General features: G+C 65.5%; 32 protein-coding genes, 2 tRNA genes and 5 pseudogenes. 35 read left to right on the forward strand and 4 right to left on the reverse strand.

The features are described from left to right. Both ATB1_RS09910 and ATB1_RS09915 read right to left on the reverse strand, forming a co-directional pair. Window positions 1-233: methenyltetrahydromethanopterin cyclohydrolase (locus ATB1_RS09910; RefSeq protein ID WP_042663547.1), on the reverse strand; the 233-nt coding region annotated here is incomplete at its 3' end. Window positions 234-353: 120 nt separating this feature from the next. Further along, window positions 354-668: an MTH1187 family thiamine-binding protein gene (locus ATB1_RS09915; protein ID WP_042663548.1), complete on the reverse strand. Its 315-nt coding sequence runs from the start codon at window positions 666-668 to the stop codon at window positions 354-356. A gap of 111 nt (window positions 669-779) precedes the next feature. On the opposite strand from ATB1_RS09915, the gene ATB1_RS22005 reads away from it, so the two are divergent. The 5 genes from ATB1_RS22005 (at window position 780) to ATB1_RS09935 (ending at window position 3197) form a co-directional block, all read left to right on the forward strand. After that, window positions 780-947, forward strand: a complete 168-nt coding sequence (locus tag ATB1_RS22005; protein WP_157837735.1) for a hypothetical protein — start codon at window positions 780-782, stop codon at window positions 945-947. A gap of 81 nt (window positions 948-1028) precedes the next feature. Continuing rightward, window positions 1029-2087: a YhjD/YihY/BrkB family envelope integrity protein gene (locus tag ATB1_RS09920; RefSeq protein WP_042663549.1), complete on the forward strand. Its 1059-nt coding sequence runs from the start codon at window positions 1029-1031 to the stop codon at window positions 2085-2087. 38 nt (window positions 2088-2125) lie between these two features. Continuing rightward, window positions 2126-2410: a hypothetical protein gene (locus ATB1_RS09925; RefSeq protein ID WP_042663550.1), complete on the forward strand. Its 285-nt coding sequence runs from the start codon at window positions 2126-2128 to the stop codon at window positions 2408-2410. Window positions 2411-2481: 71 nt separating this feature from the next. Next, window positions 2482-2736: a hypothetical protein gene (locus tag ATB1_RS09930; protein WP_052367914.1), complete on the forward strand. Its 255-nt coding sequence runs from the start codon at window positions 2482-2484 to the stop codon at window positions 2734-2736. 170 nt (window positions 2737-2906) lie between these two features. Next, window positions 2907-3197 carry a hypothetical protein gene (locus ATB1_RS09935; RefSeq protein ID WP_042663551.1) on the forward strand — a complete coding sequence of 97 codons (291 nt, stop codon included), beginning with the start codon at window positions 2907-2909 and terminating at the stop codon, window positions 3195-3197. Between the two features lie 393 nt (window positions 3198-3590). Here the strand turns inward: ATB1_RS09935 and ATB1_RS09940 are convergent. Continuing rightward, window positions 3591-3661 (reverse strand) — tRNA-Gly (locus tag ATB1_RS09940). A 12-nt stretch (window positions 3662-3673) separates the two neighbouring features. Next, window positions 3674-3744: transfer RNA gene (locus ATB1_RS09945), tRNA-Gly, on the reverse strand. 289 nt (window positions 3745-4033) lie between these two features. On the opposite strand from ATB1_RS09945, the gene ATB1_RS09950 reads away from it, so the two are divergent. From ATB1_RS09950 to ATB1_RS10095, 30 genes and pseudogenes are all read left to right on the forward strand, one after another. Further along, entirely contained in the window at window positions 4034-4876 is an 843-nt protein-coding gene (locus ATB1_RS09950; protein WP_042663552.1) for a putative RNA uridine N3 methyltransferase, read from the forward strand. 4 nt (window positions 4877-4880) lie between these two features. After that, window positions 4881-5896, forward strand: a pseudogene (locus ATB1_RS09955) (50S ribosomal protein L3). Window positions 5897-5899: 3 nt separating this feature from the next. After that, entirely contained in the window at window positions 5900-6646 is a 747-nt protein-coding gene (rpl4p, locus tag ATB1_RS09960) for a 50S ribosomal protein L4 (protein WP_042663554.1), read from the forward strand. Next, window positions 6643-6894 carry a 50S ribosomal protein L23 gene (locus ATB1_RS09965; protein ID WP_042663555.1) on the forward strand — a complete coding sequence of 84 codons (252 nt, stop codon included), beginning with the start codon at window positions 6643-6645 and terminating at the stop codon, window positions 6892-6894. Before rpl4p ends, ATB1_RS09965 begins: the two co-directional genes overlap by 4 nt. A gap of 2 nt (window positions 6895-6896) precedes the next feature. Next, the gene (locus ATB1_RS09970; RefSeq protein WP_042663556.1) at window positions 6897-7622 is read left to right on the forward strand and encodes a 50S ribosomal protein L2; all 726 of its coding nucleotides are present in this window, start codon (window positions 6897-6899) and stop codon (window positions 7620-7622) included. A 2-nt stretch (window positions 7623-7624) separates the two neighbouring features. Beyond that, window positions 7625-8047 carry a 30S ribosomal protein S19 gene (locus ATB1_RS09975; RefSeq protein ID WP_042663557.1) on the forward strand — a complete coding sequence of 141 codons (423 nt, stop codon included), beginning with the start codon at window positions 7625-7627 and terminating at the stop codon, window positions 8045-8047. A gap of 3 nt (window positions 8048-8050) precedes the next feature. Further along, on the forward strand, window positions 8051-8512 hold the full coding sequence (locus ATB1_RS09980) for a 50S ribosomal protein L22 (RefSeq protein WP_004042608.1): 462 nt from the start codon (window positions 8051-8053) through the stop codon (window positions 8510-8512). Then, window positions 8512-9431, forward strand: a pseudogene (locus ATB1_RS09985) (30S ribosomal protein S3). The gene ATB1_RS09980 and the pseudogene ATB1_RS09985 overlap by 1 nt, the downstream one beginning before the upstream one ends. After that, entirely contained in the window at window positions 9432-9644 is a 213-nt protein-coding gene (gene rpmC, locus ATB1_RS09990; protein ID WP_004062417.1) for a 50S ribosomal protein L29, read from the forward strand. Next, complete coding sequence (locus ATB1_RS09995) at window positions 9644-10075, forward strand: ribonuclease P protein component 1 (protein ID WP_042663560.1); 432 nt, start codon at window positions 9644-9646, stop codon at window positions 10073-10075. Before rpmC ends, ATB1_RS09995 begins: the two co-directional genes overlap by 1 nt. Further along, window positions 10066-10410, forward strand: a complete 345-nt coding sequence (locus ATB1_RS10000) for a 30S ribosomal protein S17 (protein WP_042663561.1) — start codon at window positions 10066-10068, stop codon at window positions 10408-10410. Before ATB1_RS09995 ends, ATB1_RS10000 begins: the two co-directional genes overlap by 10 nt. Beyond that, window positions 10410-10807, forward strand: a pseudogene (locus ATB1_RS10005) (50S ribosomal protein L14). Before ATB1_RS10000 ends, ATB1_RS10005 begins: the two are co-directional and overlap by 1 nt. Window position 10808: 1 nt before the next feature. Further along, complete coding sequence (gene rplX, locus ATB1_RS10010) at window positions 10809-11165, forward strand: 50S ribosomal protein L24 (protein WP_042663563.1); 357 nt, start codon at window positions 10809-10811, stop codon at window positions 11163-11165. Then, window positions 11162-11905 carry a 30S ribosomal protein S4e gene (locus ATB1_RS10015; RefSeq protein ID WP_042663564.1) on the forward strand — a complete coding sequence of 248 codons (744 nt, stop codon included), beginning with the start codon at window positions 11162-11164 and terminating at the stop codon, window positions 11903-11905. Before rplX ends, ATB1_RS10015 begins: the two co-directional genes overlap by 4 nt. Next, window positions 11902-12420: a 50S ribosomal protein L5 gene (locus tag ATB1_RS10020; RefSeq protein ID WP_004974920.1), complete on the forward strand. Its 519-nt coding sequence runs from the start codon at window positions 11902-11904 to the stop codon at window positions 12418-12420. The genes ATB1_RS10015 and ATB1_RS10020 overlap by 4 nt, the downstream gene beginning before the upstream one ends. Then, a complete protein-coding gene (locus tag ATB1_RS10025) occupies window positions 12417-12593 on the forward strand; it encodes a 30S ribosomal protein S14 (RefSeq protein ID WP_004042587.1) in 177 nt (58 codons plus the stop codon). Before ATB1_RS10020 ends, ATB1_RS10025 begins: the two co-directional genes overlap by 4 nt. 3 nt (window positions 12594-12596) lie before the next feature. Beyond that, a complete protein-coding gene (locus ATB1_RS10030) occupies window positions 12597-12989 on the forward strand; it encodes a 30S ribosomal protein S8 (RefSeq protein WP_004042581.1) in 393 nt (130 codons plus the stop codon). A 4-nt stretch (window positions 12990-12993) separates the two neighbouring features. Then, the gene (locus ATB1_RS10035; protein WP_004974940.1) at window positions 12994-13530 is read left to right on the forward strand and encodes a 50S ribosomal protein L6; all 537 of its coding nucleotides are present in this window, start codon (window positions 12994-12996) and stop codon (window positions 13528-13530) included. Further along, window positions 13530-14237 carry a 50S ribosomal protein L32e gene (locus ATB1_RS10040; RefSeq protein WP_042663566.1) on the forward strand — a complete coding sequence of 236 codons (708 nt, stop codon included), beginning with the start codon at window positions 13530-13532 and terminating at the stop codon, window positions 14235-14237. Before ATB1_RS10035 ends, ATB1_RS10040 begins: the two co-directional genes overlap by 1 nt. Next, window positions 14237-14692 carry a 50S ribosomal protein L19e gene (locus ATB1_RS10045; protein ID WP_008095301.1) on the forward strand — a complete coding sequence of 152 codons (456 nt, stop codon included), beginning with the start codon at window positions 14237-14239 and terminating at the stop codon, window positions 14690-14692. Before ATB1_RS10040 ends, ATB1_RS10045 begins: the two co-directional genes overlap by 1 nt. Next, a complete protein-coding gene (locus tag ATB1_RS10050; RefSeq protein ID WP_004969595.1) occupies window positions 14692-15246 on the forward strand; it encodes a 50S ribosomal protein L18 in 555 nt (184 codons plus the stop codon). The genes ATB1_RS10045 and ATB1_RS10050 overlap by 1 nt, the downstream gene beginning before the upstream one ends. Continuing rightward, a pseudogene (locus ATB1_RS10055) lies at window positions 15243-15886 on the forward strand (30S ribosomal protein S5). Before ATB1_RS10050 ends, ATB1_RS10055 begins: the two are co-directional and overlap by 4 nt. Continuing rightward, window positions 15886-16350, forward strand: coding sequence for a 50S ribosomal protein L30 (locus ATB1_RS10060; protein WP_042663568.1), 465 nt, complete (start codon window positions 15886-15888; stop codon window positions 16348-16350). Before ATB1_RS10055 ends, ATB1_RS10060 begins: the two are co-directional and overlap by 1 nt. Next, window positions 16347-16844, forward strand: a complete 498-nt coding sequence (locus ATB1_RS10065) for an uL15m family ribosomal protein (protein WP_004974953.1) — start codon at window positions 16347-16349, stop codon at window positions 16842-16844. Before ATB1_RS10060 ends, ATB1_RS10065 begins: the two co-directional genes overlap by 4 nt. Before the next feature lie 3 nt (window positions 16845-16847). Next, window positions 16848-18317, forward strand: a complete 1470-nt coding sequence (secY, locus tag ATB1_RS10070) for a preprotein translocase subunit SecY (RefSeq protein ID WP_042663569.1) — start codon at window positions 16848-16850, stop codon at window positions 18315-18317. A 175-nt stretch (window positions 18318-18492) separates the two neighbouring features. Further along, on the forward strand, window positions 18493-19212 hold the full coding sequence (locus ATB1_RS10075) for a hypothetical protein (protein WP_042663570.1): 720 nt from the start codon (window positions 18493-18495) through the stop codon (window positions 19210-19212). 102 nt (window positions 19213-19314) lie between these two features. Further along, entirely contained in the window at window positions 19315-19671 is a 357-nt protein-coding gene (locus tag ATB1_RS10080) for a hypothetical protein (RefSeq protein ID WP_042663572.1), read from the forward strand. Next, window positions 19668-20609 (forward strand): alpha/beta hydrolase, encoded by a 942-nt coding sequence (locus ATB1_RS10085; RefSeq protein WP_042663573.1) that lies wholly within the window; start codon window positions 19668-19670, stop codon window positions 20607-20609. Before ATB1_RS10080 ends, ATB1_RS10085 begins: the two co-directional genes overlap by 4 nt. A 71-nt stretch (window positions 20610-20680) precedes the next feature. Further along, entirely contained in the window at window positions 20681-21172 is a 492-nt protein-coding gene (locus tag ATB1_RS10090; protein ID WP_042663574.1) for a hypothetical protein, read from the forward strand. A gap of 92 nt (window positions 21173-21264) precedes the next feature. Next, a pseudogene (locus ATB1_RS10095) lies at window positions 21265-22449 on the forward strand (TIGR00300 family protein); the annotation flags it as partial.

A 22449-nucleotide genomic window follows, 5' to 3' on the forward strand; every position in this document is an offset into this window, starting at 1 on the left:
ACGTGCGGGCGGGGCGTGCCGGCGACCTCGCCCATCCGCGTCTGTACCGTGGCGAGACCCGCGGTCTGAATCTCCGCGAGGAGCATCCCCGCTTCGACACCGGCCGTCGGCGTCGACGCCGAAGTCGATGACCGTCGCACCCGAGTCGAGTTCGTAGCCTCGATGCCGAGTTCCCCGGCGAAGTCGAGCGCCTCGTCGACCAGTTCGATGGCCATCCGATTGATGCTGTCCATGCGAGGCGATTGCGCGCCTTCGGCTAAAGGGTTTGTCAGTCACCCACCGCTACGGGTCGCGTGGACGTGTCTCGTGTCTCGCATGGCGGAAACGCACGCGGGTCACCGCGGCCCGCGAATCTACTCGCGATCGCTTCTGGCTTCTCGCCCGAGGTGGGCTTCGACGGCGTCGACCTTGTCGGCGGCCGTCTGGTCTTTCGTGCGCTTGTCGTCTATCTTCAGGAACGTGCTCACGCGGTCGCCGTCGACCGCCTTGTGGGCCGCGCCGACCGCCGCGAGCAGTTCGTCGATGTCGTCGGCCTCGATGACCGTCCCCATCGGGTTCGTCTCGTAGGACACCGCGAAGTCGTCGAGGGCCGCGACCGCCTTGGCGACCTCGCCCGACATGCTCCCTTCGACGACCGGCGCGACGCTCAGCATGGCGATGACTGTCATAGCCGACACCACGGACCACGTGGTAGTAAAATCGAGGTGTGCGAATTCGTCGCACCGTTCGAGGCGTCCGAACCGACGAGGCTATCTCCGCGAACAGCCACAGTTTCATGTATGTTTCAGAGTGAACTAACTCGGCTGGCGCTCGTGTTGGGGGCGAACGTCGTCGGCGGGGTCACCCTCGGGTCGGCCGTCGGCGAGGCGGTCGGCTACGCGGCGGAGTGGACCGTCACGGGTGCGGTCCTCGGCCTCGCGGTCGCCGTCTTCGCCGCCCGTCGGTAGTCGTCACCGCCGACCACCGCAGTCGTCACCGCCGACCGACCGCGCATCGCGCTTTTCTCGTCGGCCGACGTATCAGCGCCCATGAATCAACGCGTCGCGCGAGCGCTCACGCTCGGTCGGGCCATCCTCTACGAGGTCCGCACCGAGCGACTCACGTTCATGGCCGGAAGCATCGCTTACGGGGCGTTCGTCTCGTTGCTCCCGCTGTTTCTGCTCGTCCTCGCGGCCGTCTCCGCCACCGGCGACAGCGACCTACGCCAGAGCGTCATCGGCGTCATCCAGACGGTCCTGACCCCCGGCGCGGGGGACGTCATCATCGCCGAACTCGAAGCGTCGAGTCAGCTCGCCAGTTTCTCGGTTATCGGCGTGCTCGTGTTGGTGTGGGGGACGCTCCGAATCTTCCGCGGCCTCGACACCGCCTTCTCGGACATCTACGAGTCCGAGGCCGCGAACACGTTCGCCGACCAGCTCTCCGACGGTATCATCGTGCTCGTCACGGTCGCCCTCGCCGTCATCGCCGGCGCGCTCATCGAGTCGGCCCTCCCCGCGCTCGACGGGACGCTCGGCTGGGTGGTCTACCGCGGCCTCCTCGTCGCCGTCCTCTTTCTGACGTTCTACCCGATGTACTACATCTTCCCCGACGAGGACGTGACCTATCTGGAGGTCGTCCCCGGCACGCTCGTCGCCGCCGTCGGGCTGACGACCTTCGAGTCGCTGTTCCGACTCTACGTCGAGTTCAGCAGCCGCGAACCCGAATCGAGCGTCGTCGCCGGGATTCTCGTCCTCCTGACGTGGCTCTACTTCAGCGGGCTCGTCATCCTCCTCGGCGCGGCCGTCAACGCGGTGCTCTCGAACCGCTCGCGCGACGTGAACGTCCGCCCGCTGTTCGGCGGCGTCCCCCTCGACTCGCAGACCGACGCTGTGACGCGCGACGAGGTGACCGCGGCCATCGAGCGACTCGACCGCCTCCTAGCGGCCGCTCCCGACGAGGACCTGACGCTCCGCGTCGGCGACGAATCCGTCACGCTCCCCCGCCCCGAACGGGTCGTCACCGACACCGAAACCAACCGGTTCCTGCCGGAGGGCCCCGTCAGACTGGAGCTTCGATGGTCCTCGTGGCCTGACAGTCACGAGGAGTGACGACGGGCGTTATGGGGCTGGCGTGCGTATGCGACACTATGGCAATAAAGACCCCTGCCCGACCGACGGAGCCGGCGCGACCGCTCGACGACGAACGAGCGCGGTGGGAAGCCGCCGAGACGACCGCCGAGACGGCCTCTCGGGCGGTTCGACCGCCGACCGTCGTCGAACACCGGCGACTGCCCGGGAAGAACTTCGGCGAGGCGCAACTCGTCTGGCGCTGCGACGACTGCGGCGAACTCGGCGCGCTGACGGCGTTCCCGTCGTCGTGCCCGGACTGCGGCGCGGGCCGCGAGGCGCTGTTCTACTTCACCGAGGACTGACCGTCTCGGCCGAGCGCGGTCCGCCACAGACCGACCGCGACCGTTTTCCCGCCGCCCGACAACCCCCGGATATGTATCTCTCTCACCCCGTCCGTCGCATGCGCGACGACCCCCTCGACGACGAAGTCGCGGCACTCCGCGTCGAACCCGCGGACGACGACGCCCGCGAGACGCTCGAAACCCGCGTCAAGTCGCTCGGCGGCAGTCTCGAACGCGAACTCCGGTTCGGCGGCGTCGTAGTCTCGCTCGCCGAGTCGGCCGTCTCCGACCTGTGCGAACTCGACGATATCGAGCGAATCGAGACGGTCGACACGCTCGGATACTGATTCTTCGCCCACGCGTGCGAGGCCGGGACGGTCCGCTCGGGCATTAGTGTCAACTACTTAGTGTACTCCCTGCGGACGTGGCGTATGGTTCGTCCGCCCTCCCGAACTGCGCGTGTGACCGGTGTCGTCGCCACCGACCTCATCGCCCTCGTGAGGTTCCCGACCGAATCATGAGCGTGCTCGCCGACCTCGGGGGCGTTCCTCTGCTCGTCGCGTACCTGTTGCTCCTCGCGGGCACGGCCGTACAGTATCGGCGCGGGAAGCTCTCCGGCACGCGGACGGTTCTCCTCGTCGGGATGTGTCTCACGTGGTTCTCGTACGCCCTCTTGCAGGTGACCCAGTCCGGGACCGTGCCGACGGGCACGCCCCTTAACTACGCTCTCGACGCGCTCGCCGTCGTCGTCCTCGTCGTCGGCGTGGGAGCGATGGGCTGGTGGTGGCGGGCGCGGGACGAATCGTGAGTCCTCGGAGACGCGTCGCTGAGTGAGTTGCGTTCGGAGAACTGCGTCGGCCGGGAGTTCACCGAGCACCGCGAGGTGAACGCAGGACCGGCGAGATCGGTGACCGAGTCGGTGAGACAGGATTTGAACCGAGCCGAGACGATTTCCTCGCGATGCTCGGAACTGCGTCTCGTCGGGTTCAGAATCCCAGTTGGCCGCACACAGCCTCGCAAGACCGAGAGATACGGAGGTCTCTCGGAGATCTGTGGTCGGCAGAACTGCCTCGGCTGGGATTTGAACTCCACTCGCTCACTCGCGTTCGCTCGCTAGTTCAAATCCCAGCGTCCCGCATTCACAACTCACAGTCCGAGCGACACGCACAGCGGTCGCTCGAAGGTAGGTTCGTTGTAGAAGTGCGTCGGCTGGGATTTGAACCCAGGTTGTGACCATGGCAAGGTCACGTGATACCACTACACTACCGACGCATGTGGTGGATGTGCGCTGGCTGGGATTTGAACCCAGGTTGTGACCATGGCAAGGTCACGTGATACCACTACACTACCAGCGCATTCCGCGTGTATCGTGGCGTGCTGCTGCGTTACTCGATAGTGTCGGGTTGATAAATAAGACTTGCGAAACGGGGGAGAAATCGGGCGACGGCGCGCCACCTGCTACCACGTGAGATTCGCCTTCGGCGACCTGTCGGCGACCGTGTAATTATGTACCACGCGACGTTCGCCAATCCCCCGCAAACTGGGTCGTGGGACGCTCTATCACCCCAGAATGGATTCGCTACTCTTTTAGGTAGGCCCCCGGTACAAACGCCACAGTCTAGACGAGACGAGGATGAACCCGGCATGAAACTCAGCGTACTCGTGCCGTCCTCACTCGTCCGGGAAGCCGAAGATCAACGCGAGGCAACTCGCAAACTCGGCTACGTCGCCCGCGCGGCGGCGGTCTTCCGGGCGAACGAACTCGTCGTCTTCCCCGACGAAGACGGCGAGAACAAGTGGGGCGGCGAGTTCGTCGAAACCGTACTTCGGTACGCCGCGACGCCCCCCTACCTCCGCAAGGAGGTCTGGGGCAAGCGCGACGAACTCCGCTACGCTGGTATCCTGCCCCCCGTTCTCGTCGCGTCTACGACCGCGGACGACTCCGACGAGTCGCCCGCGTTGCGAGAAGGAATCGTGACCGAGGTCGGACCTGACGACCGCGTTCGGGTCAATTGCGGAATGCAACACCCGATCTCCCTGTTCGTCCCTCCCGGGATGGACCTCACAGAGGGAGAGCGCGTCGCTGTCAGGATCTCTTCGCGAGAACCGGTCCGTGCGCGGATCGTCGACGAGCCCCTCCCGGGCTTCGACGTATCCCGCATGGACCTCACGGAAGCACTCGGCAGGCCGGATGCGGGCGTGCGAATCGCCACGTCTCGCTATGGCGAACCGCTGTCGGTCCCCAGATTGGGCGACCTGACGGCCCGCATCACCGATGCCGGCGGCATGACCGTCGTCTTCGGGTCGCCGGGCCGTGGGCTTCCGGACATGCTCGGGATGCCTCCCGAGGATGTTGCAGACGTCGAACCTTCCGTTGGTCCGGGGTTCGACCTCTGGCTCAATACGATTCCGCGACAGGGCAGCGAGGTCGTGCGAACGGAGGAAGCGATGTTCGCCTCCCTCGCCTCCCTGACACTCACGGAGTGAATCCATGCCACAACCAAGCAGACCACGAAAAGGCTCGATGGGCTTCAGCCCGCGCAAGCGAGCAGTCAAGGAGGTTCCACGCATCAAGTCGTGGCCGTCCGACGACGGCTCCCCAGCGCTGCAGGGCTTCGCCGGTTACAAGGCCGGTATGACCCACGTGATGATGGTCAACGACGAGGCAGACTCCCCCCGCGAAGGAATGGAGGAGTCCGTCCCGGTGACCGTCGTCGAGACGCCGCCGATGCGCGCCGTCGCCCTTCGCGCCTACGAGCAGACGCCGTACGGTATGAAGCCGCAGACCGAGGTCTGGGCGGGCGAGTTCCACGACGAACTCGACCGCGTCCTCGACCTGCCGGCAGAAGACACGTTCGACTCGGACGCCGACGCGCTTCGCGAGGCCGTCGAGGCCGGCGAAGTCGATGACCTCCGCGTCATCACGCACACGGTGCCCTCCGAGCTCGCGAACGTGCCCAAGAAGAAACCCGACGTGATGGAGACTCGCGTCGGTGGCGGCTCCATGGTGGAGCGCGCCGACTTCGCCCTCGACCTCGTTTCCGAGGGCGGCGAACACGAGATGTCCGACGTGTTCCGCGCCGGCGAGTACCTCGACGCCGCGGGTGTCACGAAGGGTAAGGGTACGCAGGGTCCCGTCAAGCGATGGGGCGTCCAGAAGCGTAAGGGCAAGCACGCCCGCCAGGCTGGAGACGCCGTATTGGCAACCTCGGCCCCTGGAACCCGTCCCGTGTCCGCTCTACGGTTCCGCAGCTCGGTCAGACTGGTTACCACCAGCGCACCGAGCTCAACAAGCGCCTCATCGACCTCGGTGAGGGTGACGAGGCCTCCGTCGAAGGTGGCTTCGTCAACTACGGCGAGGTCGACGGCTCCTACGCGCTCATCAAGGGCTCGCTGCCGGGCCCCAACAAGCGCCTTCTGCGGTTCCGCCCGGCCATCCGGCCGAACGACCAGCCGCGCCTCGACCCCGAGGTGCGCTACGTCTCTACCGCATCGAACCAGGGTTAAACCATGCAGGCAACTATCCGAGACCTGAACGGCGACGACGCGGGCAGCATCGACCTGCCCGAGGTCTTCGAGACGGCTTACCGTCCGGACCTCATCAAGCGTGCCGTCATCGCCGCGCAGGCAAACCGAAAACAGCCGTACGGTGCCGACCCCTACGCCGGACTTCGAACCCCGGCAGAGTCCATGGGCAGCGGCCGTGGAATGTCCCACGACCCACGCCAGAACGGCGTCGCCCGACGCGTCCCGCACGCCGTCTCCGGCCGTCGCGCTCACCCGCCGAAGGCCGAGAAGGACCAGGGGAAGGAGATCAACACGAAGGAGCGTAAGCTCGCCGTCCGCTCGGCGCTCGCCGCCACGACGGACTCCGAGCTCGTCGCCGAGCGCGGTCACCGCTTCGACGACGACGTCGAGCTCCCCCTCGTCGTCTCCGACGACTTCGAGGACCTCGTCAAGACGCAGGAGGTCGTCGACCTCCTGCAGTCCCTCGGCGTCTACGACGACATCGAGCGCTCCGAGGAGAACAAGAAGGTCAAAAGCGGCCAGGGCAAGCTCCGCGGTCGCAAGTACACCCGTCCGAAGTCCATCCTCTTCGTGACGGCCGACGAGCCCTCGAAGGCGGCTCGCAACCTCGCCGGCGTCGACGTCGCCACCGCGGCGAACGTCTCCGCCGAAGACCTCGCGCCCGGCACCCACGCCGGTCGCCTCACGCTGTTCACCGAGAGCGCGCTCGAGGAGGTCGCAGAACGATGAGCATCATCGAACACCCGCTGGTCACGGAGAAGGCGATGAACCAGATGGACTTCGACAACAAGCTCCAGTTCATCGTCCACATCGACTCGACGAAGTCCGACGTGAAGGGCGAAGTCCAGTCGCGCTACGACGTGACCGTCGAGAAGGTCAACACGCAGGTCACGATGAAAGGTAAGAAGAAAGCAACAGTTCGTCTCTCTGAAGACGACGACGCGCAGGAAGTCGCGTCGCGTATCGGGGTGTTCTAACCATGGGACGCCGAATTCAGGGCCAGCGTCGCGGTCGCGGTACGTCCACCTTCCGGGCGCCGTCGCACCGCTACAAGGCCGAACTGTCGCACAAGAAGTCCGAGGACAAAGACACCATCACGGGCACGGTCGTCGGCATCGAGCACGACCCCGCACGCAGCGCGCCCATCGCCCTCGTGGAGTTCGAGGACGAACAGCGCATGATTCTCGCGCCCGAGGGCATCTCTGTCGGCGAAGAGCTTCAGATCGGCGTTTCCGCCGAAATCAAGCCCGGCAACACGCTGCCGCTCGCCGAGATTCCCGAGGGTGTCCCCGTCTGTAACGTCGAACACCAGCCCGGCGACGGCGGGAAGTTCGCCCGCGCCTCCGGCGTGAGCGCGCAGCTGCTCTCGCACGACCGCAAGGTCGCTATCGTGAAGCTCCCGTCGGGCGAGGTCAAGCGCCTCAACCCCAACTGCCGAGCCACCATCGGCGTCGTCGCCGGTGGCGGCCGCACGGAGAAGCCCTTCGTCAAGGCAGGCAAGAAGTACCACAAGATGAAAGCGCGCGGTATCAAGTGGCCGCGCGTGCGTGGTGTTGCTATGAACGCCGTCGACCACCCGTTCGGTGGCGGCGGCCGGCAGCACCCCGGTCAGCCGAAGTCCGTCTCGCGGAACGCTCCGCCGGGCCGGAAGGTCGGTGACATCGCCTCCAAACGCACCGGTCGCGGTGGCAAGGGAGGTAAGTAACCATGAGTACGCAATACCGCACCGGCCGCGAAGGTGAGTTCACCTACCGCGGCTACACGCTCGACGAGCTGCAGGATATGGAGCTCGACGAGGTCGCGGAACTGCTCCCCGCTCGTCAGCGGCGAACCATCACCCGAGGCCTGTCGGCCGAGCACGAGAAGCTGCTCGCGAAGGCTCAGGACAAGACGGAAGAGGAGACGGCAAACGCGCCCATTCGAACGCACCTGCGCGACATGCCGATTCTCCCCGAATTCGTCGGTCTCACCTTCGCCGTCTACACCGGTCAGGAGTTCGAGCGCACCCAGATTCAGCCCGAGATGATCGGTCACTACCTGGGCGAGTTCCAGCTGACCCGTAGCTCGGTCGAGCACGGTCAGGCCGGTATCGGCGCGACCCGGTCTTCGAAGTTCGTGCCCCTCAAGTAAACCATGGGAATCAACTACAGCGTCGAGGCCGACCCGGACACCACGGCCAAGGGTATGCTCCGGGACCGGCCCATCAGCATCAAGCACAGCAAGGCCATCTCCCGCGCCATCAAGGGGATGCCCGTCGCCGACGCAGAGGAGTACCTCGAAGCCGTCATCGACGGCGAGCGGTCGGTTCCGTTCAAGCAGCACAACTCCGGCGTCGGTCACCGAAGCGACATCGACGGCTGGGACGCGGGTCGGTACCCCGAGAAGGCGTCCAAGGCGTTCCTCGAACTCCTCGAAAACGTTCGCAACAACGCGACCGAACAGGGCTTCGACGGACCGGCCATGGAGATCAAGCACGTCGCCGCCCACAAGGTCGGCGAGCGTCAGGGTCGCAAGCCCCGTGCCTTCGGTCGGGCGGACCCGTGGAACACCCCAATCTGTGACGTCGAACTCATCATCGAAGAGGTCGAGGAATAATGGCTGACGAACACCAATTCATCGAGAACGGACTGCAGCGGTCCCAGATCGACGAGTTCTTCGCGGAAGAACTCGGTCGAGCGGGCTACGGCGGCATGGACGTCGCCAAGACGCCGATGGGCACCCAGATCGTGCTCAAGCTGAAAAGCCCGGGATGGTCATCGGGAAAGGCGGGAAGAACATCCGCAAGGTCACCCGCGAACTCGAAGAGCGGTTCAACCTCGACGACCCCCAGATCGACGTGCAGGAAGTCGACGAGCCGGACCTCAACGCCCGGATCGTCGCCGACCGCCTCGCCAACGCGCTCGAGCGCGGTTGGTACTTCCGTAAGGCAGGCCACACGACCATCGACCGTATCATGGACGCCGGCGCCCTCGGTGCCGAAATCGTCCTCTCCGGGAAGGTCACGGGCGCCCGCTCCCGCGTTGAGAAGTTCAACCGCGGCTACATCAAGCACAACGGCGAGCCCGCACAGGAGATCGTCGACGAGGGCCAGGGCGTCGCAGTCATGAAGCTCGGCACCATCGGCGTGACGGTCAAGATCATCCCGCCGGGTGCGCGCCTCCCCGACGACTTCGAAGTCGAGGAAGACGCCAACCCCGACGCGGTCGAACAGATCGAAGAGACCGAGAGCGTCGAGGACCTCCTCGAAGAGGAGCCGGAAGAGGTTCCGGACGTCTCCGAGGAGGCCGACGCCGACGCAGAGACGGACGCAGTCGACGAAGACGTCGTCGAGGAAGCGGCCGTCGAAGCGGTCGAAGAGGAAGTCGTCGACGACGAAGCCGACGACGAGGACGACGAAGCAGTCGAGGAAGTCGTCGACGACGACGAGGAACTCGACGAAGACGTCGCCGAAGAGGCGGCCGACCTCGTCGCGGAGATGGAAGACGAAGACGACGACGAAACGGAGGAAGAATAAATGGCGATCCTCTACACCGAAGAGATTCGCGACATGACGCCCGCAGAGCGCACCGCCGAGCTCGAAGAGCTTGAGACGGAGCTGCTCAACGCGAAGGCCGTGCAGGCCGCGGGTGGCGCGCCGGAGAACCCCGGCCGCGTCTCTGAACTGAAGAAGACCATCGCCCGAATCAAGACGATTCAGGGCGAAGAAGGCGACCTCGACGAAGAATAATGCCACTGACACCCGAGACCCTCGTGCGACACGAACTCAACGGCCTCCACGTGGAGGTCGTCGACGCGGCGAACCCCGACCTCGTCGGGATAGCCGGTCGCATCGTCGTCGAGACGATGCACACGTTCATGGTCGACGACGGCTCTCGGGTGCGGCAGGTGCCAAAGCGAGGGGCGACCTTCGAATTCGAAATTCCGCGTACAGATGAAGCCGCCGACGCCTCGAAGGCGTCGGGGACCGCGTCCAAACTTCGGTCGGATACTACTGGCGGATTTGATGCCAGTCAGTCTGATCGGCTCGCCGACTCATCATCGGCGGCTTCCCGTTCCGGGAATTGCGAGGGCGTGGCCTACGTTACGGTGGATGGCGCACAACTGCTCTCACGACCCGCCCTGCGCACCGAAACTACAGGTGACTCGAAATGGCGATAGGACTTGACGTTCCAATGCCTCCGGAACCTGACGATTCCGAGGCTTACGACTACGAAAAATGTCCGTTCTACGGCTCGCTCTCCGTCCGGGGTCAGACCCTGGAGGGGACAGTCGTCTCGACGGACATGGCAAAGACCGTCATCGTCGAGCGGGAGTACGACGTATTCGTTCCGAAGTACGACCGCTACATGAAGCGACGTTCCCGCATCCCGGCACACGTGCCGGGCGTGCTCGACGACGTCGCTGTCGGTGACGAAGTAACAATTGCGGAGACCCGACCTCTCTCGAAGACGAAATCCCACGTCGTCGTCGAGATTATCGGAGGTGACGAGTGATGGAAGCGCTCAAAGCGGACATCACCAAGGGTGTCGCCCGTGGCTCGCTGGTCACGTGCGCCGACAACACCGGCGCTCGTGAACTGAAGATTATCAGCGTCGCGGGTTACTCCGGCACGAAGAACCGCCACCCCAAGGCAGGTATCGGGGACAAGGTGACCGTCTCGGTCACCAAGGTACCCCCGAGATGCGCCGCCAGGTGCTCGAAGCGGTCATCGTCCGCCAGCGGAAATCTATCCGCCGGCCCGATGGCACGCGTGTGAAGTTCGAGGACAACGCCGCCGTCATCATCGACGAGATGGAAGAGCCTCGCGGGACCGAAATCAAGGGTCCCGTCGCACGCGAAGTCGCCGAGCGCTTCGGGAGTATCGCATCGACGGCTACGATGATTGTATAGTATGACTCGACAACCGCGCAAACAGCGAACCCAGATTCGCGACGCGCCGCTCCACGAGCGGCAAAAGCAGGTCCGCGCACCGCTGTCGGCCGAACTCCGCGAGGAGTACGGCAGCCGTAACGTCCGCGTCAACGCGGGCGACACGGTCGAGGTGCTCCGCGGCGACTTCGCCGGCGAAGAAAGCGAAGTCACCGAGGTCGACCTCAGGGACGCCGTCATCTACGTCGACGGCGTCACCGTTGAGAAAGCCGACGGCGAGGAGGCCCCACGCCCCCTTCAGGCCAGTAACGTCCGCGTGACGGAACTGGACCTCGAAGACGACGTGCGCGAGGCCCGACTCAAGGAGGATAACGAATGACTCGACACCAGAAGCGACTGTCCGTACCGAAGTCCTGGCCGGTCGAGCGCAAGACAGGCACGTTCACGGTCAAGGCCGGAGCGGGTCCGCACGGCGAAGAGGGGGTTCCCCTCCTCATCGTCCTGCGCGACGTGCTCGGCTACGTGGACTCGAAGAAGGAGGCCCAGTACGCCCTTAACCACCAGAGCATTCTGGTCAACGGCGACGTGGCCTCCGACGTCCGCCGTCCCATCGGGATGTTCGACATCCTGGCGTTCGTCCAGCGAGAGGAGTACTACCGCGTCTTCCCCGACGAGGGAGGCCGCCTGGCGCTGACGCCCATCGACGCCGATTCGGCATCCAGCCGGCTCGGCAAGATCGTGGGCAAGACGCAGGTCACCGGTGGCGACTTCCAGCTGACGCTCCACGACGGGGCGACCCTCGTCGTCGAGGACGCCTCGGAGTACAGCGGCAAGGACTCCATCGTCGTCGACAACGAGACGAAGGACGTCGTCGCGCACTTCCCCTACGAGGAAGGCGCGCTCGTCACGGCTGTCAACGGGCAGCACGCCGGCGAAATCGGCGAGGTTACAGAGATAATCGTCACGCCCGGCAGCGGGAACAACTCCGTTGTCGTCGAGACCGAAGACGGCGAGTTCGAGACGGTCGAACAGTACGTCGTCGTCATCGACGAGAACTTCACGGGTTCGGACGACGAGTCCGAAGCACGTCAGGCTACTGACGGCGGTGATGACGAATGAGCGAGGCTGACTTCCACGCGATGCGCGACCCGCGCATCGAGAAGGTCGTCGTCCACATGGGCGTCGGCGAAGGTGGTCGCGAACTCGCCAAGGCCGAGGACATCCTCGAAGAGATCACCGGTCAGGAGAGCGTTCGCACGATCTCCGGCCGCGCCTCGCAGGACTTCGGCGTCCGCCGCGGCGAACCCGTCGGCGCGAAGGTCACCCTCCGTGGTGACACCGCCGTCGAGTTCCTCGAAACCGCACTCCCCATCGCGGACCTCTCCGTCTCGTCGTTCGACCAGACGGGCAACTTCGGCTTCGGCGTCGAAGAGCACACGGAGTTCCCGAGCCAGGAGTACGACCCGCAGATCGGTATCTACGGGCTGGACGTGACGGTCAACCTCGTCCGCCCCGGCTACCGAGTGAAAAAGCGCGACAAGCGTTCCCGTCAGATTCCGTCGTCCCACCGGATGACCGTCGAGGACGCCGTCGCGTTCATCGAGTCCACGTTCGACGTGGAGGTTGAAGAATGAGCGATAGCGAAACAGAACAGACGGGCGAGCACGCATCCCGCCGCACCGGCCAGGAGAACGAGTGCCGGCGCTGCGGTCGAAAGCAGGGACTTGTCAGCAAGTACGACATCAACCTGTGCCGCCAGTGCTTCCGAGAGATCGCCCGCGAGATGGGATTCAAGAAGTACCGATAAGCAATGGCTGACAACGACCCACTCAGTAGCGCGCTCTCCGGTGTGGACAACGCCGAGAGCGTCGGACACCTGTCCCACGAGATCCAGCCCGCCTCCAACATCATCGGCTCCGTCCTCGAGGTCTTCTACGACCGCGGGTACATCGACGGCTTCGAGTTCGTCGACGACGGCAAGGCCGGTCTGTTCGAGGTCGAACTGAAAGGCGCAATCAACGATTGTGGCGTCGTCAAGCCCCGGTATTCCGCCGGGGCCGACGACTTCGAGAAATGGGAGAAGCGATTCCTCCCCGCCCGTGACTACGGCGCGCTCATCGTCACGACGAGCCACGGCGTCATGAGCCACTACGAGGCCCGCGAGAAGGGCATCGGTGGTCAGATCATCGCCTACGTCTACTAGAACAATGAGCCGAATAGAAATCGAAATCCCGGACGAGGTATCCGCCGAGGTCAAAAACCTCGAGCTCACCATCGAGGGCCCCAACGGAAGCGTCACCAAGCGCCTCTGGTACCCGAACGTCTCGGTCTCCGCCGAAGACGACGCTATCGTCATCGAGAGCGACGTCGAGAACGCGAAGACCAACGCGACCATCGGTACCTTCGAGAGCCACGTGAACAACATGCTTCACGGCGCGACCGAGGGGTGGGAGTACAAGATGGAAGTCCACTACGCTCACTTCCCGATGCAGGTTAGCGTCGAAGGGAGCGACGTGGTCATCAAGAACTTCCTCGGCGAGAAGTCCCCGCGACGAGCGCAGATTCGCGGCGACACGGACGTACAGGTCGACGGCGAAGAACTCACCCTGACGGGCTCCAACAAGGAGGACGTCGGGCAGACCGCCGCCGACATCGAACAACTCACCCGCGTCAAGGACAAGGACACTCGCGTGTTCACCGACGGCGTGTACATCACCCAGAAACCGCAGACTGGTGATGCCTAATGTCGGAAGAAATCACCGAACTCGAAGACATCAGCGGCGTCGGCCCGTCGAAGGCCGACGCGCTCCGCGAAGCCGGCTTCGAGAGCGTCGACGACGTACAGGCCGCGAGCCAGTCCGAACTGGCCGAGGTCGACGGCATCGGGAACGCGCTCGCTGCGCGTATCAAAGCCGACGTCGGTGGCCTCGAGGTCTCCGACGAGGCCGAGGCCGAAGTCGAAGACGAGTCCGAAGCCGAGCCTGAGGAAGAGGAAGCCGAAGAGGTCGAGACGGAGCTTCAGCCCCGCGGTCACGCGGACAAGAAGCCCCAGCTCGACGACGAAACCGCGGAGGCCCTGGCGCAGAAGCGCCGCGAGGGCAAGCCGCAGTTCAACCGGCAGGACTACCACAAGAAGAAGCGCACGCCCACGTCGTGGCGTCGCCCCCGTGGTGGTCTCTCCAAGCAGCGTATCGGCATCAAGGGCAAGGGCCCCAAGGTCGAGGCGGGCTACCGCACGCCGAAGGCCGCCCGCGGCCTTCACCCGTCGGGCTTCGAGGAGGTCCGCGTGTTCAACACGGACGACCTCGAAGGCATCGACGGCGATACGCAGGCAGTTCGCATCGCCTCCTCGGTCGGCGCGCGCAAGCGCGAGCGCATCGAGGAAGCGTGTGAGGACCGCGAGATTCGCGTCCTCAACCCCACCTACGTCGAAGTCGAGGTGGACAACTGATGACGGACCTCAAAGCGCAGAAGCGAATGGCGGCCGACGTCCTCGACGTCGGCAAGGGTCGAGTTTGGTTCGACCCCGAGGAACAGGCCGAAATCGCGGAGGCCATCACGCGCGAAGACATCCGTGAACTCGTCGACGAGGGCACGATTCGCGCCAAGGACGCCAAGGGCAACTCGAAAGGTCGCGCACGCGAGCGCGCCGCCAAGCGTTCCTACGGTCACCGCAAGGGTGCCGGCTCCCGCAAGGGCCGTTCCGGCGCTCGACAGAACAAGAAAGACGCATGGGTCAGCCGAATCCGCGCCCAGCGCCGTCGCCTGAAGGAGCTTCGCGAGGACGGAACGCTCGACCGTTCCCAGTACCGCTCGCTCTACAACAAGGCGTCCGGTGGCGAATTCGATAGCGTGGACCGGCTCGAAGCGTACATTCAGAACAACTACCAGGTGGAGATTCAATAATGGCGACCGGACCACGATACAAGGTTCCGATGCGGCGTCGCCGCGAAGTCCGGACCGATTACCATCAAAGGTTGCGCCTGCTGAAATCGGGCAAGCCCCGCCTCGTTGCTCGCGTGAGCAACAAGCACGTCAGGGCGCAGCTGGTCACTCCGGGCCCGCAGGGCGACGAGACCCACGCTGCAGCGACCTCTGCTGACCTCGACGAGTACGGCTGGGAAGCCCCCACGGGCAACCTCCCGAGCGCGTACCTCACGGGGTATCTGGCAGGTAAGCGGGCGCTGGCCGCCGGCGTCGAGGAAGCGGTCCTCGACATCGGCCTCAACACGGCCACGCCCGGAAACAAGGTCTTCGCGGTGCAGGAGGGTGCTATCGACGCTGGCCTCGAAATCCCCCACAACGACGCAGTACTCGCTGATTGGGACCGCAACCGCGGTGTCCACATCGCCGAGTACGCGGAGCAGCTCGACGAGCCGCTCTACAGTGGAGACTTCGATGCCACGAACCTCCCCGACCACTTCGACGAAGTGCTCGGGAACCTTCAGGAGGACGAATGAGCAGAAATAACAACGGCTGGGAGCCGCGAACGCGGCTCGGCCGCATGGTGCAGAACGGCGACGTCACGTCGATGGACCAGGCGCTCGAGACGGGACTTCCGCTCAAGGAACCCCAGCTCGTCGACCAGCTCCTTCCCGGACTGGACGAGAGGTGCTCGACATCAACATGGTCCAGCGCATGACCGACTCCGGCCGCCGGGTGAAGTTCCGGTGTGTCGTCGCAGTCGGGAACCGTGACGGCTACCTCGGCTACGCTGAGGCCCGCGACGACCAGGTCGGCGGTGCCATCCAGAAAGCCATCGAGGTGGCGAAACTGAACATCATCAAGGTAGACCGCGGCTCGGGCTCGTGGGAAGACCGCGCAGGCGGCCTCAACTCCCTCTCGCGCAAGGCAGAGGGCAAGGCCGGCTCCGTGACGGTCCGCATCATCCCCGCCCCGCAGGGTCTCGGCCTCGCGGCCGCAGAGACCGTCCGGAACATCCTCGAACTCGCCGGTATCCAGGACGCCTGGACCAAGAGCGACGGGAACACTCGGACCACGGTCAACCTCGCGAAGGCGACCTACAACGCGCTCAAGAACGCGTCGCAGTCCCGTACGCCCCAGCGCGCTCGTGAAGTGCGTCAGGAGGTGCGCGAATAATGCAGGCTATCGTTCAGCTTCGCGGTGAGGTCAACATCGCACAGGACGTCCGCGACACGCTCACGATGCTCAACATCCACCGCGTGAACCACGCGACGTTCGTGCCGGAAACGGACGCCTACCGCGGGATGATCTCGAAAGTCAACGACTTCGTCGCGCACGGCGAGCCGAGCGTCGACGTCGTCGAGACCCTCATCAGCACGCGCGCCGAGCCCGAGCAGGGCGACGGCGACATCACCGACGAGTGGGTCTCCGAGAACACCGACTACGACGACGTGGCCGCGCTCGCGCAGGCCATCGTCGACGAGGAGACGACGCTGCGAGAGCAGGGCGTCTCCCCCGTGCTCCGTCTGCACCCGCCGCGTGGCGGTCACCGCGGACAGAAGCACGTCACCAAGGAAGGTGGCCAGCTCGGTAAGCACAGCACCGAACAGATCGACGAGCTCCTGGAGGACATGCGATGACGTCCAAGAAGCGACGCCAACGCGGTTCCCGCACGCACAGCGGCGGTACGCACAAGAACCGACGCGGTGCCGGTCACCGCGGCGGTCGCGGCCGCGCCGGACGCGACAAACACGAGTTCCACAACTACGAGCCGCTCGGCAAGCACGGCTTCAAGCGACCTGACGTCCTGCAGGACGACGTCGCCGAAGTCAAGATCCAGAAGCTCGACGAGGACGCGGCGCTCCTCGCAGCCGACGGAGTCGCCGAGAAGGACGGCGACACCTACACCATCGACGCCCGCGACGTGGCCGAGGACGGCTGGGAAGCGGACGTCGTGAAGGTGCTCGGTGGCGGGCAGGTTCGTAACGAACTGCACGTCGTCGCCGACGCCTTCACCGCCGGTGCCGTCGAACTCATCGAAGAGGCTGGCGGCAACGCCGAACTCTCCGAACGCGCCGAAGAAGCGGCGGAAGCCGAGGAATCGGCCGACGCCGACGAGGACGACGAGGAATAAATCATGGGATGGAAGGACGCCGCCGAACCAGTGCTGGCGCGGATGCCCGCAGTCGCCCGACCGGAGGGACACGTACCGTTCCGCCGGAAGCTCGGGTGGACTGGTGGCATCCTCGTTCTGTACTTCTTCCTGACGAACGTGACGCTGTTCGGCGTCGACGCCGCGACCGCGAACGACCTGTTCGGTCAGTTCCGGTCCATCTTGGCCGGCCAGCAGGGCTCGGTGCTCCAACTGGGTATCGGTCCAATCGTCACGGCGAGCATCGTCCTACAACTGCTTGGCGGTGCTGACCTGCTCGGTCTCGACACGGACAACAACCCGCGCGACCAGATCCTCTATCAGGGTCTGCAGAAGCTGCTCGTCGGGGTCATGATCGTCCTGACGGGTCTGCCGATGGTGTTTGCCGGCAACTTCCTGCCGGCCGACCAGGCCGTAGCGGCGTCGCTCGGCATCGGTACGCTCGGCGTGAAGGGACTCATCTTCGCGCAGATCGCCGTCGGTGGTGTCCTCATCCTGTTCATGGACGAGATCGTCAGCAAGTGGGGCGTCGGCTCCGGGGTCGGCCTGTTCATTATCGCCGGCGTCAGCCAGCAGCTCGTCGGTGGGCTGTTCAGCTGGGAGGGCCTCGGCGGCGCGTCCGGGTTCTTCCCGACGTGGATCGGCATCATCACCGGTGCCATCGAACTGCCGGCCTCGCCGACCGACCTGCTGTCGACGATATTCCTCGGTCAGGGACAGCTGCTCGCGCTCATCACGACGGTGCTCATCTTCGGCATCGTCGTCTACGCCGAAAGCGTCCGCGTCGAGATTCCCCTCTCGCACGCCCGTGTGAAGGGTGCCCGCGGTCGCTTCCCGGTCAAGCTCATCTACGCGAGCGTCCTGCCGATGATCCTCGTCCGCGCCCTGCAGGCGAACATCCAGTTCCTCGGGCGCATCCTCAACAACTCGTGGGCGGCCATGCCAGCGTGGCTCGGCCAGTACACGAGTGGACAGGTCACCGGTGGCCTGTTCTACTACCTCGCGCCCATCCAGTCGCGGTCCGACTGGATGTGGTTCCTCGGGCTCACGTCGGCCGACCCGCTCGACATCGCTATCCGCGTGCTCATCGACCTGGTCTTCATGATCGTCGGTGGCGCGGTGTTCGCGATATTCTGGGTCGAGACGACGGGCATGGGTCCGGAATCGACCGCGCAACAGATTCAGAACTCCGGGATGCAGATTCCCGGGTTCCGACGCAACCCGCAGGTCATCGAGAAGGTCATGGAGCGGTACATCCCGCAAGTGACCGTCATCGGTGGCGCGCTCGTCGGCCTGCTCGCCGTCATGGCGAACATGCTCGGCACCATCGGCGCAGTCTCCGGGACGGGGCTGCTCCTTACGGTCTCCATCACGTACAAGCTGTACGAGGAGATCGCGGAGGAACAGCTCATGGAGATGCACCCGATGATGCGCAACATGTTCGGCTCCGAATAGCGAGCACCGACGCGCTCGGCTGCCGCCGCACGCTCGCGGCGAACGTCACTTCCACTTCACTTCATTTCTGACCCGCTCGCACCGAGAGCGGCGCGACCGCCTCGGACCGCCTCGGACCGCCCGTACCGCCGGACAATCCGGTCACTTTTGACTGCCGCCGTCGGAACAGCGGGGTATGCACGAGGGGCGACTCGCACTCGACATCGAGACGGCCAGCCCGAACGGTCCGCCGAGCGACTTCCGAAACACCGACGACTTCGAGTTGGTCGCCGTCGGCCTCGGCCACCGCGCCAGCGACGACGCCGAGGTCGAAGTCGAGGTGCTCCTCCGCGACGGCGACTGGTCGCTCACCCACACCGCCGACCTCCTCCGACGGGTCGTCGAGTGGTGCGAGGCCCGCGGCGGGGCCGTCGTCACCTACAACGGCGAGTACTTCGACGAACACCACCTCCGCGCGTGGGCCGACCGAGTCGCGGACGCCGGCGTCTGGGCGGACGCGCCGAGCCGAATCGACGCGCTGTTCGCGGACCACGTCGACCTCGGGACGCTCGCCGCCGAGGCGTACCCGGAAGCGGTCCGTCCGAACCGCGACATTCCGGCGCTGTGGAAGGCGTGCAAGGAAGCCGGCGTCGACCAGCCGACCGTCTGGTACGACGACTACGGCCTCCCGGCGGGCTACCTCGAACGCCTCGGCATCGAGGACGGCCACGTCAAGGGCGCGCACGTCGGCGAGGCGCTTGGCGAGACGTACGTCGACGGCGTGGTCGCGGGACTCGACCACACGCGGACGCACGCCGAACTCACTCGGCTCCTCGTGGACTACGCCGCCGGCGACATCGAACCGCTGTTTTCGCTCCACGACGCGCTCCGCCGGGGCGACGCGACCGCGGACTGACTCGTCTCGTCCCTGCCGACCCGACTCGACGCCGTCGGTCGGGGCTGCGCGTCGTCCTGTCTCGCGGCAAACGTTTAGCCGCCGGCAGTCGTATCGCGTGGTATGAACGACCTCGAACCGGCGGCCGCCGTCGAGGAGGCGCTCCGCGGCAACGGCATCAGCGTCGAGTCAGTCTCGCTCGACGAGTCCGTCTCGCTGACCTATCTCACGGCGTTCCCGGACGTCGAACCCGACCACGGCGAAGTCGGTCGCGCCGTCACGGCCTTCCTCGACCTCGCCCGCGACGACGAGTTCAACCCGAGGACCGTCGAGGCGACAGTGCTCCGAAGCGAGGGCGACGTGCAGGCGACGTGGACGCTCGAAGCCGACTGGATTCGCGCGTACAACGACTACTCGCTGGACGACGAGGAACTGTCCCAGCGCGTTCTCGACAGCCTCTACGAGGAGGGAGACGCGTGAGCGCGTGGTGTCACCGCGGCGAGTCGCCCGCCGCGCGCGGTCCGCGCCGACCCTCTCACTTCGAGTACTCGCGCGTCTCGCTGACGTTCGAGAGCGAGGGGACGAACTGCGCGGGTTGGCTCTACCGCCCCGACGGCGTCGAGTCGCCGCCGGTAGTCGTCATGGCCGGCGAACTCGCCGCGGAGCGTCGCTTCGGGCTTCGACCCTACGCCGAGCGACTGGCCGAGGCGGGCTACGCGGCGTTCCTTTTCGACTACCGGAACACCGGTGACTCCGACGGGGAGCCCCGGAATCTCGTGGACCCCGACTCGCAGGTCGCCGACTGGCACGCCGCACTCGACGGACTCCGCGGGCGCGACGAAATCGACTCGCGCTCGCTCGTCCTCTGGGGCGCGGGGCTCTCCGGCGGTTACGCGCTCCGCGCAGCGGCTGAAGACGGTCGGGTCGCTGCGGTCGTCGCCCAGAACCCCATGCTCGACGGGAAGGCGGTCACGCGGGGCCGAGGCGTCAAAGGGACGCTCGCGGCGGTCGCCGCCGCCGCCCGCGACAAACTCCAATCGCGGCTCCTCGGCCCGTATCGCGTCCCCGTCGTCGGCGACGGGTCGTCGATGGCCGTCTTCGAGGACCCCGGCGTGCGCGCCGCCTACCGCGACCTCGTGCCGCCGGGGAGCGCGTGGCGAGACGAGACGCCCGCTCGGTTGTTCCTCTCCTTACTTCGCTACCGGGCGCTTCCCGACCCGGAGGCAGTCACCTGCCCGACGCTCCTCGTCTCCGGGACGCGCGACGACCTCGCGCCCGCCGACGCGGTGGCTGACCTCGCCGACGAGCTACCGGAGTCGACGCTAGTCGAACTCCCAGTCGGTCACTTCGACCACTACGACCGGGCGTTCGAACAGACGTTCGGCCACCTCCTGTCGTTCCTCAAGTCAGTTCGGTGACAGAAGACGAGTCATCCCGTTGAACGCTCGCGCGAACCATTATGTCCTCGCCCGGCCTATACCACACAGAAATGTCCACATCCACACGTTTCGTCTCGTTGTTCCTCGCCGTCGCGCTCGTCGCGGTGGCCGCGTCCGCGCCCGTGTTCGCACAGGAGTCCGAGGCACCGAGCGACGAGGAGATGCAACAGCTCCTCGAAGAGGGCGTCGCGCTGTACAACGACAACGTCGAACAGCTCGATGTCTCGTTCGCCCGAAGCCTCATCGCCGGGAAGACAGTGAACGTCTACATCGAAGACGGCGACGAGACGCACGTGTTCTCGGCGTCGGTGCAAGACGACATGCGCATCGACGACATCTCGACCGGCGCTAACGACGAGGCGTCAACCCGAATCACGACGGACCGACAGACCCTCGAAACCATCGCCGACTCGCCTGACCCGCTCGCCGAGGTTCAAGACGCCCTCGCCGACGACCGCATCCGCGTCTCCGGCGAGAAGGGCCACCCCGTCGACCAGGTCGTCTGGACCGTCGCCAACACGTTCAAGAGCTTCTTCCTCTGAATCCGGGCCGAACTGAACGCCGTCCGACTCCGTCTTTTCTCCGCGTCATCGCGTCCGTAACCCACTTTGCCGCCTCCCCCGTCTCTCCGTCGATGACGTTCACGCGCACGGTCGAACTCGACGGCCACATCATCGACTCGGGGATGATGCAACAGGCCATGGGCATCGTGATGGACCTCGGGGGCGACTTCGACGTCGAGCAGTTCGACGTCGGCCGGCAGAAAGACGAGACCTCCTACTGCCGGATGTCGGTGTCCGCGGACGACCGCGAGACGCTCCAAGAGATACTGCACGAACTCCACCAGATCGGCGCGAACCTCACGGACCCCGTCGACGCGCGCGTCGAGGCCTCGTCCGCCGACCGGGTCGTCCCCGTGGGATTTTACTCGACGACGAACCACCCGACCGACGTTCGGTATCAAGGCGAGTGGCTACCGGTCGAAGACATCGAGATGGACTGCGCGATAGTCATCGAGGAGACCGACGACGGCCCCCGGGCCTACACGAAGGTACTCAACGGCATCGAGGAGGGCGACCTCGTCGTCACCGACGAGGCGGGGATTCGCGTCAAGCCGCCGGAACGCCCCCGCGACGCCTCCGGACTTCGGGTTCATGCAGGGCGGCGTCTCCTCCGAGCGACCCTCGGAGTCGCTCATCGGCGAGGTGGCCGACGCGCTCCGCGAGACCAAGGCAGACGGCGGGAACGTCCTCGTCGTCGCCGGACCGGCGCTTATCCACTCGGGCGGCGGCGACGCCCTCGCCGAACTCGTCCGCGAGGGCTACGTGGACATGATTTCCGCCGGCAACGGCTTCGCCACCCACGACATCGAACGCGGGCTGTACGGCACCTCTCTCGGGATGGACATGGAGACGATGGAACACCCCCGGAAGGGCCACAAACACCACATCTACACCATCAGCGAGGTCATCCGCGCCGGCGGCATCGCCGAGGCGGTCGAGGAGGGACTCATCAAAGAGGGCGTGATGTACGAGTGCGTGAAAAACGACGTGCCGTACGTCCTCGCGGGGTCGATTCGAGACGACGGCCCGCTTCCCGACACCATCACCGACACCATCGAGCGCAGAACGCCATCCGCGAGCAGGCCCACCGCGCCGATATGGTGCTCATGCTCTCGACGCTCCTGCACTCGGTCGCCGTCGGCAACTGCCTGCCCTCGACGGCGAAGACCGTCTGCGTGGACATCAACCCCGCGACCGTCACGCAACTGCTCGACCGCGGCTCCTCGCAGGCCATCGGTATGGTCACGGACATCGGG

Source organism: Haloferax sp. ATB1 (genome assembly GCF_000730175.1).